Origin of the sequence: Achromobacter sp. Marseille-Q0513, from assembly GCF_018195695.1 — a bacterium.
Classification (GTDB): Bacteria; Pseudomonadota; Gammaproteobacteria; order Burkholderiales; family Burkholderiaceae_B; genus Achromobacter.
Map to the genome: position 1 here is coordinate 1 of NZ_JAGTJY010000173.1, position 13,273 is coordinate 13,273.

General features: G+C 69.8%; 14 protein-coding genes and 1 pseudogene. 10 read left to right on the top strand and 5 right to left on the bottom strand.

Annotated features, from left to right (window positions below; translation table 11 throughout):
- The 5 genes and pseudogenes from moaC to glp form a co-directional block, all read left to right on the top strand.
- Positions 1-487 (top strand): annotated as a pseudogene (gene moaC / locus KDH83_RS24910) (cyclic pyranopterin monophosphate synthase MoaC); the annotation flags it as partial.
- A complete protein-coding gene (locus KDH83_RS24915; protein ID WP_212320696.1) occupies positions 468-719 on the top strand; it encodes a MoaD/ThiS family protein in 252 nt (83 codons plus the stop codon). The pseudogene moaC and the gene KDH83_RS24915, both read left to right, overlap by 20 nt.
- 2 nt (positions 720-721) lie before the next feature.
- Positions 722-1,216, top strand: coding sequence for a molybdenum cofactor biosynthesis protein MoaE (locus KDH83_RS24920; RefSeq protein ID WP_212320697.1), 495 nt, complete (start codon positions 722-724; stop codon positions 1,214-1,216).
- Positions 1,213-1,737 carry a molybdenum cofactor biosynthesis protein B gene (gene moaB, locus KDH83_RS24925; RefSeq protein WP_212320698.1) on the top strand — a complete coding sequence of 175 codons (525 nt, stop codon included), beginning with the start codon at positions 1,213-1,215 and terminating at the stop codon, positions 1,735-1,737. Before KDH83_RS24920 ends, moaB begins: the two co-directional genes overlap by 4 nt.
- Positions 1,738-1,741: 4 nt before the next feature.
- Complete coding sequence (gene glp, locus KDH83_RS24930) at positions 1,742-2,947, top strand: gephyrin-like molybdotransferase Glp (protein WP_212320699.1); 1,206 nt, start codon at positions 1,742-1,744, stop codon at positions 2,945-2,947.
- Here glp and mobA read toward each other — a convergent pair.
- From mobA to KDH83_RS24945, 3 genes are read right to left on the bottom strand one after another with little or no spacing between them, the layout of a single operon-like run.
- Entirely contained in the window at positions 2,932-3,552 is a 621-nt protein-coding gene (mobA, locus tag KDH83_RS24935) for a molybdenum cofactor guanylyltransferase MobA (RefSeq protein WP_349291667.1), read from the bottom strand. The genes glp and mobA overlap by 16 nt on opposite strands.
- Entirely contained in the window at positions 3,545-4,645 is a 1,101-nt protein-coding gene (gene moaA, locus KDH83_RS24940; protein WP_212320700.1) for a GTP 3',8-cyclase MoaA, read from the bottom strand. Before moaA ends, mobA begins: the two co-directional genes overlap by 8 nt.
- Positions 4,646-4,680: 35 nt before the next feature.
- Complete coding sequence (locus KDH83_RS24945) at positions 4,681-5,757, bottom strand: substrate-binding domain-containing protein (protein ID WP_212320701.1); 1,077 nt, start codon at positions 5,755-5,757, stop codon at positions 4,681-4,683.
- Between the two features lie 161 nt (positions 5,758-5,918).
- On the opposite strand from KDH83_RS24945, the gene KDH83_RS24950 reads away from it, so the two are divergent.
- From KDH83_RS24950 to KDH83_RS24970, 5 genes are all read left to right on the top strand, one after another.
- Entirely contained in the window at positions 5,919-6,491 is a 573-nt protein-coding gene (locus KDH83_RS24950) for a formate dehydrogenase subunit gamma (RefSeq protein ID WP_212320702.1), read from the top strand.
- Positions 6,488-8,062, top strand: coding sequence for a formate dehydrogenase beta subunit (locus KDH83_RS24955; protein WP_212320703.1), 1,575 nt, complete (start codon positions 6,488-6,490; stop codon positions 8,060-8,062). The genes KDH83_RS24950 and KDH83_RS24955 overlap by 4 nt, the downstream gene beginning before the upstream one ends.
- A gap of 23 nt (positions 8,063-8,085) precedes the next feature.
- The gene (fdhF, locus tag KDH83_RS24960) at positions 8,086-10,962 is read left to right on the top strand and encodes a formate dehydrogenase subunit alpha (RefSeq protein ID WP_212320704.1); all 2,877 of its coding nucleotides are present in this window, start codon (positions 8,086-8,088) and stop codon (positions 10,960-10,962) included.
- 77 nt (positions 10,963-11,039) lie between these two features.
- On the top strand, positions 11,040-11,861 hold the full coding sequence (gene fdhD / locus KDH83_RS24965) for a formate dehydrogenase accessory sulfurtransferase FdhD (protein WP_212320705.1): 822 nt from the start codon (positions 11,040-11,042) through the stop codon (positions 11,859-11,861).
- 11 nt (positions 11,862-11,872) lie between these two features.
- Positions 11,873-12,133: a formate dehydrogenase subunit delta gene (locus KDH83_RS24970; protein WP_212320706.1), complete on the top strand. Its 261-nt coding sequence runs from the start codon at positions 11,873-11,875 to the stop codon at positions 12,131-12,133.
- A gap of 29 nt (positions 12,134-12,162) precedes the next feature.
- Here KDH83_RS24970 and KDH83_RS24975 read toward each other — a convergent pair whose 3' ends face one another.
- Both KDH83_RS24975 and KDH83_RS24980 read right to left on the bottom strand, forming a co-directional pair.
- Positions 12,163-12,573: a PIN domain-containing protein gene (locus KDH83_RS24975; protein WP_158658492.1), complete on the bottom strand. Its 411-nt coding sequence runs from the start codon at positions 12,571-12,573 to the stop codon at positions 12,163-12,165.
- Positions 12,570-12,983 carry a type II toxin-antitoxin system prevent-host-death family antitoxin gene (locus KDH83_RS24980; protein WP_212320707.1) on the bottom strand — a complete coding sequence of 138 codons (414 nt, stop codon included), beginning with the start codon at positions 12,981-12,983 and terminating at the stop codon, positions 12,570-12,572. Before KDH83_RS24980 ends, KDH83_RS24975 begins: the two co-directional genes overlap by 4 nt.
- Between the last annotated feature and the right edge of the window lie 290 nt (positions 12,984-13,273).

Sequence of the window (13,273 nt, forward strand, 5' to 3'; positions counted from 1 at the left end):
GTCCACGCCCGCCCCCACCCTCAGCCACCTGGACGAAGCCGGCTAGGTCCGCATGGTCGACGTCATTGGCAAGGCGGACAGCGAGCGCGTCGCGGTCGCCGCGGCCAGCGTGCGCCTGAGCGCGGTGGCCTACGGCCTGCTGACCGCGCCCGGCCAGGGCAAGGGCGAAGTCCTCAACACCGCGCGCGTGGCCGCCATCCTGGCCGCCAAGCGCTGCGCCGAGCTGATCCCGCTGTGCCACAGCCTGCCGCTGTCCTTCGTGGGCGTGGAGTTCGCGCTGGACGACGACGCCCATCGCGTCGACATCCTGGCCACCTGCCGCACCAGCTACAAGACCGGCGTCGAAATGGAAGCCATGACGGCCTGCAGCGTCGCCGCGCTGACCATCTACGACATGTGCAAGGCGGCCGACAAGGGCATCGTGATCGAGCAAGTTCGCCTGAAGTACAAGGCGGGAGGAAAGAGCGGTGAGTGGCGCAACGATTGATCTGCTGTACTTCGCGCGCGTGGCCGAACTGGTCGGCAAGCGCGGCGAGGCCTGGCCGCTGGACGGCGAGTCCACCGGCGCGCAACTGCTGGCCGCGCTGGGCGAGCGCTATCCGCAGCTAGCTCCGGCCTCGCGCCTGAAGCTGGCCGTCAACCAGACCCACGCCAAGCCCACGGTCGTGATCCGCCCCGGCGACGAGGTCGCGGTGTTCGAGCCCGTCACGGGGGGCTAGGCATGAGCGCCCATGTGGTCCTTGTCCAGGAAGCCGATTTCGACGGCGCGGCCCTGACCGCCGAGTTGCGCGAGCAGGCCGGCGCGGGCGTCGGCGGCATCGTCACCTTCGTCGGCTACGTGCGCGACTACGCGCCCGATGCGCCGACCGAAACGCTGTTCCTCGAACACTATCCCGGCATGTGCGAGCGCGAGCTTGAAGACATCGCCGCCACGGCCCGCGCGCGCTGGAACCTGGCCGGCACCGTGATCGTGCACCGCGTCGGCGCGCTGTCGCGCAACGCCCAGATCGTGTTCGTGGCCGCCGCCAGCGCCCACCGCGGCGACGCCTTCCGTGGCTGCGAATACATCATCGACGCGCTCAAGACGCGCGCGCCCTTCTGGAAAAGCGAGACGCTGGCCGGCGGCAAGCGTTTCTGGGTCGAACAGCGCCAGGCCGACGAGGACCGCACGCGGTCCTGGGACGAGACCCCGGCCGGCAACAAGGACACGCCATGAAGCAAGCCCCCGCCGAACCCGTATCGCTGGCCTGCGCCGTGCTGACCGTCAGCGACACGCGCGGCCCCGGCGACGACACCTCCGGCAACCTGCTGGCGCAGAGTCTGGCCCAGGCTGGCCATCAATGCGTGCGCCGCGACATCGTCAAGGACGACATCTACCAGATCCGCCGCATCATCAGCGACTGGATCGCCGATCCCGCCGTGCAGGTCATCCTGACCTCGGGCGGCACGGGCTTCTCGCACAAGGACACCGTGCCCGAGGCCATCGGTCCGCTGCTGGACCGCGAGATCCCCGGTTTCGGCGAGCTGTTCCGCCAGCTGTCCTACGAAGAGATCGGCAGCTCGGCCCTGCAATCGCGGGCCCTGGCCGGCTACGCCAACCAGACGCTGCTGTTCTGCCTGCCCGGCTCCAACAACGCCTGCGAAACCGCCTGGACGCGCATCATCCGCGAACAGCTCGACAGCGGCCATCGCCCCTGCAATTTCGCCACGCACTTCAAGAATCGCGAAGACAACTGACCCCATGCTGGATTTCGATCACGCCCAGACCCTGCTGGCCAACGCCGCCGGCCCGCTAGACCGCGTCGAGGACGTCGCATTGGCCGACCTGGCCGGCCGCGTGCTGGCCCGCGACCTGACCGCGACCGTCGACATTCCCCCCGCCGACAACAGCGCGATGGACGGCTACGCGCTGCGCGCGGCCGACTGGAGCGACGCCGCGCGACTGCCGGTGCAGCAGCGCTGCTACGCCGGCGACACGCCCGAGCCGCTCAAGCCAGGGCACGCCATCCGCCTGTTCACCGGCAGCCTGATTCCCGAAGGCGCCGACGTGGTGGTCATGCAGGAAGATGCCGAGGAAGCCGACGGCCACGTGCGCATCTCGCGCGCGCCTGTCCTGGGCCAGCACATCCGCCTGCGCGGCGAGGACACCATGGCCGGCGCGCCGCTGCTGTCCGCCGGCACGGTGCTGGAAGCCGCGCACATCGCGCTGCTGGCCTCGCAAGGCATGGCCACGGCGCCGGCGCGCGCCCGCCTGCGCGTGGGCATCCTGACCACCGGCGACGAGCTGGTACCGCCCGGCGCCGCGCGCGCGCCCGAGCAGATCTACAACTCCAACGGCCCCATGCTGGCCGCGCTGGCGCGCGGCATGGGCGCCGAGCCGGTCCACGTGCTGCATGCGCGCGACACCGAGGCAGACCTGCTGGCCGCGTTCAAGACGCTGCTGGCCGATTGCGACCTGGTGCTGAGCGTGGGCGGCGTGTCGGTCGGCGAGCGCGACCTGGTCAAGCCCGCGCTGGCGACCCTGGGCGGCGAACTGTCGCTGTGGAAGGTGCGCATGAAGCCGGGCAAGCCCGTGGCCCTGGCGCAGATCGGCGGCAAGCCGGTGGTCAGCCTGCCGGGCAACCCCGTGTCGGCCTATGCCGTGTTCACGCTGCTGGTGACGCCGCTGGTGCGCCGCATGCAGGGCCGCGAAACGCTGTTCCCGCCGGTCAGCCTGCTGCCGCTGCGCACCGAGCGCACGCGCCAGGACAGCCGCGAGGAATTCCTGCGCGTGCAGCGCCGCGTGGCCGATGACGGCTCGGCCGAACTGGTGCCCTACGGCCACCAGGGGTCCGGCGTGATCAGCTCGCTGCCCTGGTCCACCGGACTGGCGCGCCTGCCGGCGGACACGCCGGTGCAGGACAAGGACCGCGTCCCCTACTACGACCTGCGTCACTGGCTGGCGTAGCGCTCGGCCCGCTCCAGCTCTTCCGGGGTGTTGACGTTCATGAAGGCCTCGGGCGTCTCGTCGAAGCGGGCTTCGGCCGCGCCCAGGCGCGACTGCCACAGCCCCACCCGGCGCTCGCCCGACGCCAGATACTCGCGCAATGCGGGCAGCAACGACACCCGCAGCGCCATGCAGGCCGGATGGCGCACGCCATCCGCGCTGGCATAGGCCAGCGGCGCGCCCGCCGCCAACGCCGCGCCGACCAGGCGCGCGGCCAGGTCTGACGGCAGGAACGGCGTATCGCAGGGCGCGACCACCAGCCATTGCGCGTCGCCGGCGGCAAGCATGCCCGCCGCCACGCCGGCCAGCGGCCCGGGCCAGTCCTCCAGCCCCGCCGCCTCGTCGCCGACGACCTCGCCGTAGCGCGCGTAGCTGTCCGCGTTGCGGTTGGCGCTGATGATCAACCTTCCCACCTGCGGCGCCAGCCGGCGCGCGGCATGCCCCGCCAGCGGCTCGCCCAGCAACTCGACCAGCCCCTTGTCACGTCCGCCCATGCGCGAACCCTGGCCGCCGGCCAGGACCAGGCCGGCGAGCGCCCGGCGGTCGGGCATGGCAGGATCAGCCACCGATGTAGCTCATTTCGATCTTGCGCGAGGAATCGGCCATGTTGCGCCCGCGCAGCTCGGAATAGTTGTCGCCGCGCGCCGCCCAGATGCCGGCGATGATGGCGGCCAGCTCGTCGTCGCTGGCGCCGTCGCGCAGCGGCGCGCGCAGGTCGTGGCCGTCGTGCGCGAACAGGCACAGGTACAGCTTGCCTTCGGGCGACAGGCGCGCCCGCGTACAGCCGCCGCAGAATGCCTGCGTCACGCTGGAGATCAGGCCGATCTCGCCGCCGCCGTCCAGGTAGCGCCAGCGTTCGGCCACGCGCCCCATGGCGTCCGCGGCGACGGGCTCCAGCGGGAATTCCTGGCCGATGCGCGCCAGCACCTCGCTGCTGGGCACCACTTCGGCCATGTTCCAGCCATTGGTGTTACCCACGTCCATGTATTCAATGAAGCGCAGGATGTGGCCGCTGTGGCGGAAGCGCCGCGCCATCGGCAGAATCTGGCCGTCGTTCAGGCCGCGCCGCACCACCATGTTGACCTTGACCGGGGCCAGCCCGGCCTCGGCCGCCGCATCCACGCCGCGCAGCACGTCGTCGGGCGTGAAACCGCTGTCGCTCATGTCCTGGAACATGGTCGCGTCCAGCGCGTCCAGGCTCACCGTCACGCGCGACAGCCCGGCCTGCCTGAGCGCCCCGGCCTTGCGCGCCAGCAGGCTGCCGTTGGTGGTCAGGGTCAGGTCCAGCGGCCGGCCGTCGGGCGTGCGCAATGCGGCCAGCTGGCTGACCAGGTTCTCCACATGCTTGCGCAGCAGCGGCTCGCCGCCGGTCAGGCGCAGCTTTTCCACGCCCAGCCGCGTGAACACATTGGCCAGCCGCGCGATCTCCTCGAAGGACAGCAGCGCGGAATGCGGCATGAAGGAATAGCTGCTGTCGAACACCTCGCGCGGCATGCAGTAGGTGCAGCGGAAATTGCAGCGATCCGTGACCGAGATGCGCAGGTCGCGCAAGGGACGCGCGCGCAGGTCGAGCGCGGGCTGCCCCGCCGGCGGCAGGGCGCCGGGCGCGACGGCGGGCAGGCCGCCGCGCCGATCGGCAAGGAAAATCACTTTGGTCATGATGGAATCATAGCCCGGCGCCGTCGGCGCGGCGCTCAGGAAAAAGCCTCGTCCAGGGTTTGCAGGCGACCCGTGTCGCGGGTGTCATAGCCGGCCAGCTGGCCGACGTAGCCCAGGTAGTCCGGGCCGCGCATGATGGCCAGCAGCTCGCGCATGGCCGGCGTTTCCAGCGCGCTCCTGCGGATGGCGAAGAAATAGCGCTCGCGCACCAGCGGGATGAAATCCAGCCCGAAGCGCCGCGCCGCCGTCTCCACGCCCACGCCGGTGTCGGCCATGCCGCTGGCGATGTGGGCGGCGATGGCCATATGGGTGAACTCATTGCTTTCGTAGCCCTGCACGTCGCCGATGGACACATTGGCGCGCTGCAACATCAGGCCGATCAGGTAGCGCGTGCTGGAACCGATCTGGCGGTTCACGAAGCGCACGTCGCCGCGCGCCAGGTCGGCGATGCCATGGATGTGCTTGGGATTGCCCGCCACCACGAACAGGCCGGTATTGCGCACGGCCAGATGGATCAGCAGGTAGTCGTCGGCGTGCAGCCACTGGGCATAGCGCGCCATGATGGGCTCCTCGAACTCGCCCAGCGGCACCTGGAAGCCGGCCAGGTCGCATTCGCCCCGCTCCAGCGAGGCCAGCGCCTCGATCGCGGTGCGATAGCGCAGCTCCAGGCCGGCGCCGCCGCCCATGCGCTGCATCAGCGATTCCACCGCGAAGCCGTGGCTGGCATGCAGCCGCAGGTGCGGTCCGCTTTCGGGCAGCAACCTGGCCAGTTCCTCCTGCAGTTCCGAGGCCATGCTTTCCAGCGTGGGCATCAGGCGGGCCTCGATGCGCCGGTTGGCCCACAGCAGGCGCTGGGCGAAGGGCGACAGCTGCGTGCCCTGGCGCCGATTGGTGATCAGCAGCGCGGTGCCGAAGATGCCCTCGAATCGGCGCAGCACGCCCCAGGCGTGCCGGTACGACAGTCCACAGGCGCGGCAGGCGCCGGCGATATTGCCGCTGGCATCAATGGCGGCCAGCAGCGCCAGCATGTCCTGCAGCGGCACCGGGTCGGCATCGCCCTCGGACGCCAGCGTCCATTGCGGCCGCAGGCCGATTTGGAACTTATATGTCATTTATTTCATATTGAAGCCGGGATTCCAGCCAAGTAGAGTACACAAAAAATGCGGATTCCAGATAGTTAATATGTTTTCAAGAGCATATTAATCACACATCAAGATCAGGAATCCGCCCGCTGACCGCTCCTTCGGGGGCCCGTAACCAGGAGGAGACCGCCATGCGCACCCGCGAGGCAAAATCCGATCTCGCGTCCACCGGCGGCGCCCGCGGCGGCCAGCAGGCGCTGGACGCCGCCCAGGCCTCGCAGACGCCGGCCGTGGCCGCCACGGCCCGCATCGTCGCCCGCCTCAAGGACCAGTCCGGCCCGCTGCTGCCGGTGCTGCACGCGGTCCAGCACGAGCTGGGCTGTATTCCGGCCGAGGCGGTGCAGACCATCGCCGAGGCCCTGAACCTGTCCCGCGCCGAAGTCCACGGCGTCATCACCTTCTACCCCCACTTCCGCAGCGCGCCGGCCGGCCGCCACGTCGTCGAGATCTGCCGCGCCGAGTCCTGTCAGGCCATGGGCGGGGAACAGCTCGCCGACCATGCCCGCCACGCGCTGGGCTGCGACTTCCACGCCAGCACGCCCGACGGCGAATTCACGCTGGAGCCGGTGTACTGCCTGGGCCTGTGCGCGCAATCGCCCGCCATCATGATCGACGGCCAGCCCAAGGCCCGCGTCACGCGGGACAAGCTCGACCGCCTGCTGGCGCAGGCCCGCCAGGCCACCGCCCCGGAGGACGCCCGATGAACGCCCCGATCAGGATCTACGTGCCGCGCGACGCGGCGGCGCTGGCGGTGGATGCCGACGCGGTCGCGCTCGCGATCGAGGCCGCCGCCGAACAGCGCGGCCTGGCCGTGCAGCTGGTGCGCAACGGCTCGCGCGGGCTGCTGTGGCTGGAACCCATGGTGGAGGTCGCCACGCCCGCGGGCCGCGTCGCCTACGGGCCGGTGCAGCCCGAGGACGTGGCCGACCTGTTCGAGGCCGGCTGGCTGCAGGGCGGCGCCCACCCGCTGCGGCTGGGGCCGACCGAGGACATCCCCTACCTGAAGCACCAGGAACGCCTGACCTTCGCCCGCGTCGGCGTGACCGACCCGCTGTCGCTGCAGGACTACGCCGCGCACGGCGGCCTGGAGGGCCTCAAGCGCGCGCTGTCCCTGGCGCCCGAGGCCATCGTCCAGGAACTCATCGATTCCGGACTGCGCGGCCGTGGCGGCGCGGCCTTTCCCACCGGCATCAAATGGAAGACGGTGGCCGGCACGCCGGCCAACCAGAAATACATCGTCTGCAACGCCGACGAGGGCGATTCCGGCACCTACGCCGACCGCCTGCTGATGGAAGGCGACCCGTATGTGCTGATCGAGGGCATGACCATCGCCGGCCTGGCCGTGGGCGCGACCCGGGGCTACATCTACGTGCGCTCCGAATACCCGCACGCCATCGCCGCGCTGGAAGCCGCCATCGCGCGGGCGCGCGAGGTCGGCTGGCTGGGCGCCGACGTGCACGGCAGCGGTCGCCGCTTCGACCTGGAAGTGCGCAAGGGCGCCGGCGCCTACATCTGCGGCGAAGAGACCTCGCTGCTGGAAAGCCTGGAAGGCAAGCGCGGCGTGGTGCGCGCCAAGCCGCCGCTGCCGGCCATCTCCGGCCTGTTCGGCAAGCCCACCGTGATCAACAACGTCATCTCGCTGGCCACGGTGCCCATCATCCTGGCCAAGGGCGCGGCCTATTACCGCGACTATGGCGTGGGCCGCTCGCACGGCACCCTGCCCTTCCAGCTGGCCGGCAACCTCAAGCACGGCGGGCTGGTGGAAAAGGCCTTCGGCCTGACGCTGCGCGACCTGTTGTACGGCTTCGGCGGCGGCAGCGCCTCGGGCCGGCCGCTGCGCGCGGTGCAGGTCGGCGGACCGCTGGGCGCCTACCTGCCCGAATCGCAATGGGACGTGCCGCTGGACTACGAGGCCTATGTGCAGATCTCGGCCATGATCGGCCACGGCGGCCTGGTGGCCTTCGACGACACCGTCGACATGGCGCGCATGGCCCGCTACGCCATGGAATTCTGCGCGATCGAGTCCTGCGGCAAGTGCACGCCCTGCCGCATCGGCTCGACGCGCGGCGTGGAGACCCTGGACAAGATCATGGCCGGCGGCCCGGCGCGCGAACAGCAGGTACATCTGCTGCGCGACCTGTGCGACACCATGCTGGGCGGCTCGCTGTGCGCGCTGGGCGGCATGGCGCCGTACCCCGTGCTGTCCGCCCTGAGCCACTTTCCGCAGGACTTCGGCCTCGCCGACAGTCCCGCCCCCGCCGCCAGCGCGGCCTGACGCCGCCCGCCCCGGAGACCGCCATGCTGGAAACCGTCATCAAGCGAGACCGCGACCTGGGCACGCCCGCCCGCGAGTCCGCGCAGACCGGCACCCTGACCATCGATGGCCAGGAAGTCACCGTGCCCGAAGGCAGCTCGCTGATGCGCGCGGCCGCCGAGGCCGGCATCAACATCCCCAAGCTGTGCGCCACCGACAGCCTGGAACCCTTCGGCTCGTGCCGCCTGTGCCTGGTGCAGATCGACGGACGCCGGGGCTATCCGGCGTCCTGCACCACGCCGGCCGAGAACGGCATGGTGGTGCACACCGAGACGCCCAAGCTGCGCGAGCTGCGCCGCGGCGTCATGGAGCTGTACATCTCCGACCACCCGCTGGACTGCCTGACCTGTCCGGCCAATGGCGACTGCGAGCTGCAGGACATGGCCGGCGTGGTCGGCCTGCGGGAAGTGCGCTACGGCTACCAAGGCGCCAACCACCTGGACAGCGCCAAGGACGAGTCCAATCCGTACTTCACCTACGACCCGTCCAAGTGCATCGTCTGCAACCGCTGCGTGCGCGCCTGCGAGGAAACCCAGGGCACCTACGCCCTGACCATCTCCGGCAAGGGCTTCGAATCGCGCGTGTCGCCCGGCCAGGACCAGCCCTTCCTGGACAGCGAATGCGTCTCCTGCGGCGCCTGCGTGCAGGCCTGCCCCACGTCCACGCTGCAGGAAAAGACCGTCATCATGATGGGCCAGGCCGAGCACTCGGTGGTCACCACCTGCGCCTATTGCGGCGTGGGCTGCGGCTTCAAGGCCGAGATGAAGGGCCAGGAAGTGGTGCGCATGGTGCCCTGGAAGGATGGCCAGGCCAACCGGGGCCATTCCTGCGTCAAGGGCCGCTTCGCCTGGGGCTACGCCACGCACAAGGAACGCGTGCTCAAGCCGATGATCCGCCAGCGCATCACCGATCCGTGGCGCGAGGTGTCCTGGGACGAGGCCATCAACCACGCGGCCTCGGAATTCCGCCGCATCCAGGCGCGCCACGGGCGCGATGCCGTCGGCGGCATCACGTCCTCGCGCTGCACCAACGAGGAAACCTGGCTGGTGCAGAAGCTGGTGCGCGCGGCCTTCGGCACCAACAACGTCGACACCTGCGCCCGCGTCTGCCACTCGCCCACCGGCTACGGCCTGAAGCAGACGCTGGGCGAATCGGCCGGCACCCAGACCTTCGACTCGGTCATGCACACCGACGTGGTGATCGTGATGGGCGCCAACCCCAGCAGCGGCCACCCGGTGTTCGCCTCGCGCCTGAAGCGCCGGCTGCGCCAGGGCGCGCGCCTGATCGTGATCGATCCGCGCCGCATCGAGCTGGTCAGCTCGCCGCACATCAAGGCCGATTTCCACCTGCAGGTGCGGCCCGGCACCAACACGGCGCTGCTGTCCTCGCTGGCGCACGTCATCGCCACCGAGAACCTGATCGACGAGGCCTTCGTCGCCGAGCGCTGCGAGGAAAAGGCGTTCCGGGAATGGCGCGACTTCGTCTCGCTGCCCGAGAACTCGCCCGAGGCGATGGAGGAGATCACCGGCGTGCCGGCACGCGACGTGCGCGGCGCGGCACGGCTCTACGCCACCGGCGGCAACGGCTCGATCTACTACGGCCTGGGCGTGACCGAGCACAGCCAGGGATCGACCACCGTGATGGCCATCGCCAACCTCGCCATGGCCACCGGCAACGTGGGCCGCGAGGGCGTGGGCGTGAACCCGCTGCGCGGCCAGAACAACGTGCAGGGTTCCTGCGACATGGGCTCGTTCCCGCACGAGCTGCCCGGCTACCGCCATATCTCCGACGACGCGGCGCGCGCGCTGTTCGAGCGCGACTGGGGCGTGACCATCCAGCCCGAGCCCGGCCTGCGCATCCCCAATATGTTCGAGGCCGCGCTGGGCGGCTCGTTCAAGGGCCTGTACTGCCAGGGCGAGGACATCGTGCAGTCCGACCCGAACACGCAGCACGTGGCCGCGGCGCTGGCGGCGATGGAATGCATCGTGGTGCAGGACCTGTTCCTGAACGAAACCGCCAAGTACGCCCACGTCTTCCTGCCGGGCTCGTCCTTCCTGGAAAAGGACGGCACCTTCACCAACGCCGAGCGCCGCATCTCGCGCGTGCGCAAGGTCATGGAGCCCAGGAACGGCAAGTCGGACTGGGAAGTCACGGTGGCCCTGTCCAATGCGCTGGGCTACCCCATGAACTACCGCCACCCCGGCGAGATCATGGACGAGATCGCCCGGCTCACGCCCACCTTCTCCGGCGTCAGCTACGCCAAGCTGGACCGGCTGGGCAGCCTGCAATGGCCATGCAACGACGAGGCGCCGGACGGCACGCCCATCATGCACATCGACCAGTTCGTGCGCGGCAAAGGCCGCTTCATGATCACCAAGTACGTGCCCACCGACGAGCGCAGCACGCGCCGCTTTCCGCTGCTGCTCACCACCGGGCGGATCCTGTCGCAGTACAACGTGGGCGCGCAGACCCGCCGCACGCCCAACGTCATGTGGCACAGCGAGGATGTGCTGGAGATCCACCCGCAGGACGCCGAGGACCGCGGCGTGGCCGAGGGCGACTGGGTCGGCATCCAGAGCCGCGCCGGCGAGACCGTGCTGCGCGCCACGCTGACCGACCGGGTCCAGCCGGGCGTGGTATACACCACCTTCCACTTCCCCGAATCCGGCGCCAACGTCGTCACCACCGACAGCTCCGACTGGGCGACCAACTGTCCCGAATACAAGGTCACCGCCGTGCAGGTCACGCGCGTGTCCCAGCCTTCGGAATGGCAGCGCCAATGGTCGCGCTTCGCGGACATCCAGCACAAGCTGCTGCGCGAACGGGCCCGCGAGAGCGACGCGGCGATGACGGGGAAATGATGCCGTCCCGGCGCGCGCGAACCGCGCGCCGGCAACGCCGCCATACCTCGCCAGCCGCAACGACACGCAAGCAAAGCATGAGCCAGTCCTCCGAAGACCGCCACGACAGCATCCCGGCCCAGGTGACCCGCATCCGGGCAGGCGCCGTCGCGTCCGCCACGGAAGCCGACCACCTGGCCGAGGAAACCCCGGTCGCGCTGGAATACAACGGCATCAGCCACGCCACCATGCTGGCCACGCCGGCCGACCTGGAAGACTTCGCGCTGGGCTTCTCGCTGTCCGAGGGCATCGTCGACAGCGCCGCCGACGTGCGCGGCATCGATGTGGTGCCGCAATGCGACGGCATCGTGGTGCAGCTGGAAATCTCCAGCGCCTGCGAAGCGCGGCTCAAGTCGCGCCGCCGCGCCATGGCCGGCCGTACCGGCTGCGGCCTGTGCGGTGTGGAAACCCTGCCTGAAGTGTTGCGGCCGGTGCCGCCCGTGGCCGCCGGCGCGCCGCTGCGCGCCCAGGCCGTGCTGGCCGCCATGCGCGCCATGCGCGCGCGCCAGCGCCTGCACGACCTGACCGGTGCCACCCACGCCGCCGGCTGGGCCGGCGCCGACGGCGCCATCGCCCTGCTGCGCGAGGACGTGGGCAGGCACAATGCGCTGGACAAGCTGGTCGGCGCGCTGGCGCGGCAAGGCCTGGCCGCGGCATCCGGCATGGTGCTGGTGTCCAGCCGCGCCAGTTTCGAAATGGTGCAGAAGACCGCCGCCGCCGGCGTGCCCGTGCTGGCCGCCGTGTCCGCCCCCACCGCGCTGGCCGTGCGGCTGGCGCAAGAGGCCAACATCACGCTGCTGGGCTTCCTGCGCAACGACGACGCCACGCTGTACGCCCACCCCGAACGTATCCTTTCCTGACCCGGACCCGCATGGAAATCGGCAACCTGATCCGCATGGCCAACCGCATCGGCCAGTTCTTCGAAGCCATGCCCGACCGGCAAGAGGCCGGCGAAGGCGTGGTCAACCACATCCACAAGTTCTGGGAGCCGCGCATGCGCAACCAGCTGCTGGACTTCCTGGCCGGCCAGCCGGACGGCGACGCCGGGCAGGAAACGCTACATCCGCTGGTGCGCGAGGCGGTGCAGCAAAACCGCGATCGTCTGACGCCGGCGGGCCGCAAGCCGGACTGAGCGCGGCGTCCTCGGTAGCGCCGGCGTCCCTATTGCAGCAACGAAACGTTCAAGCCGCTGATGCGCTTGAATGCCGTATCGCCTGTCAGCATCACATGGGCGTTGCCGAGCTGCAGGCAGCACGCGGCTTGCAGGGCGTCCGGCGTGCGCGTGCCGTGCCGGGCGCGTATCGCCGCCGCCAGTTCCACCGCCTTGCAGTCCATTTCCAGCCAGATCAGGTCCGGCAGCGCGAAAAACGCGTCGAACCTGGCCAGCGTGGCGCTATCGTTGCGCCGCATCGGCCCGATGCGGCACTCCAGCCATGACAGGCGGCTGAGCGCGACTCTCAAGCCCGGATGCGCGCGGGACAATCTCGACAATTCGGACTGGACCGCGCTGGCTTGGGGTTCCTGCCCTTCTATCCGATAGATCAGCGCGTTCGCATCGAGAAAGGCGATCACCAGTCGCGCTCCTGCTTGAGCGCGGCGTCGATCTCGGCCTTGTCACGCGCACCCGCGCCTGACTGCGCGAGCAGCCATTGCATGGCTGTCATGCCGGGACGCTCGGCCGGCCGCCCTTCGATCAGGCGCTGGTACTCATCCGCGGACAGCACGACCACGGCGGGCCTGTTGCGCTTGAAGATATGCACCGGGCCATGCGCCAGGGCCTCTTCAAGGGCGGCCATGCCGCGGCGCTTGAGTTCTGCAATGGTCAAGGTATTGGTCATCGGGGCACCCTTCAGTACTATTTCATCGAAAACAGTACTTATTTCGGTGCCCTCGGGCAATATCCAATTCAGCGGCAACCCGCCGCCCGCAACCTCGGCAACGCCAGCGCCGGCCTTGGCGCGTATGGCAAACAAGCTGTTCATGATGCGTGACTCCCCAAGTGGTTTCTAGGACGCAATTACGCGTTCCTGCGCACAGCTTCGGAGCCCGGGGCTCCGAGTCGCGCATGCCCGCCGACGGCTCGCCCTTGCCTCGCTACACAAAGACACCGCCGACGGCCTAGCGTCCGCGAATATCGATGTCCTGGCAATGCCCCCCCGACGCGCTTTTGTCACGCCACGGCGACGAAAAGGGCTGGCCCGATTCACGCTAAGCTATCGCCTCAGCCATAACCTCGCGTTCCGAGCCGCCCCTTTCCGCGCGGACCTTCGCC

What these genes read in the sequence shown, in the direction of transcription:
- KDH83_RS24920 (WP_212320697.1), top strand. Translation starts at nt 722, where the DNA reads ATGAGCGCCCATGTGGTCCTTGTCCAGGAAGCCGATTTCGACGGCGCG.
- moaB (WP_212320698.1), top strand. Translation starts at nt 1,213, where the DNA reads ATGAAGCAAGCCCCCGCCGAACCCGTATCGCTGGCCTGCGCCGTGCTG.
- glp (WP_212320699.1), top strand. Translation starts at nt 1,742, where the DNA reads ATGCTGGATTTCGATCACGCCCAGACCCTGCTGGCCAACGCCGCCGGC.
- moaA (WP_212320700.1), bottom strand. Translation starts at nt 4,645, where the DNA reads ATGACCAAAGTGATTTTCCTTGCCGATCGGCGCGGCGGCCTGCCCGCC.
- KDH83_RS24945 (WP_212320701.1), bottom strand. Translation starts at nt 5,757, where the DNA reads ATGACATATAAGTTCCAAATCGGCCTGCGGCCGCAATGGACGCTGGCG.
- KDH83_RS24950 (WP_212320702.1), top strand. Translation starts at nt 5,919, where the DNA reads ATGCGCACCCGCGAGGCAAAATCCGATCTCGCGTCCACCGGCGGCGCC.
- KDH83_RS24955 (WP_212320703.1), top strand. Translation starts at nt 6,488, where the DNA reads ATGAACGCCCCGATCAGGATCTACGTGCCGCGCGACGCGGCGGCGCTG.
- fdhF (WP_212320704.1), top strand. Translation starts at nt 8,086, where the DNA reads ATGCTGGAAACCGTCATCAAGCGAGACCGCGACCTGGGCACGCCCGCC.
- fdhD (WP_212320705.1), top strand. Translation starts at nt 11,040, where the DNA reads ATGAGCCAGTCCTCCGAAGACCGCCACGACAGCATCCCGGCCCAGGTG.
- KDH83_RS24970 (WP_212320706.1), top strand. Translation starts at nt 11,873, where the DNA reads ATGGAAATCGGCAACCTGATCCGCATGGCCAACCGCATCGGCCAGTTC.
- KDH83_RS24980 (WP_212320707.1), bottom strand. Translation starts at nt 12,983, where the DNA reads ATGAACAGCTTGTTTGCCATACGCGCCAAGGCCGGCGCTGGCGTTGCC.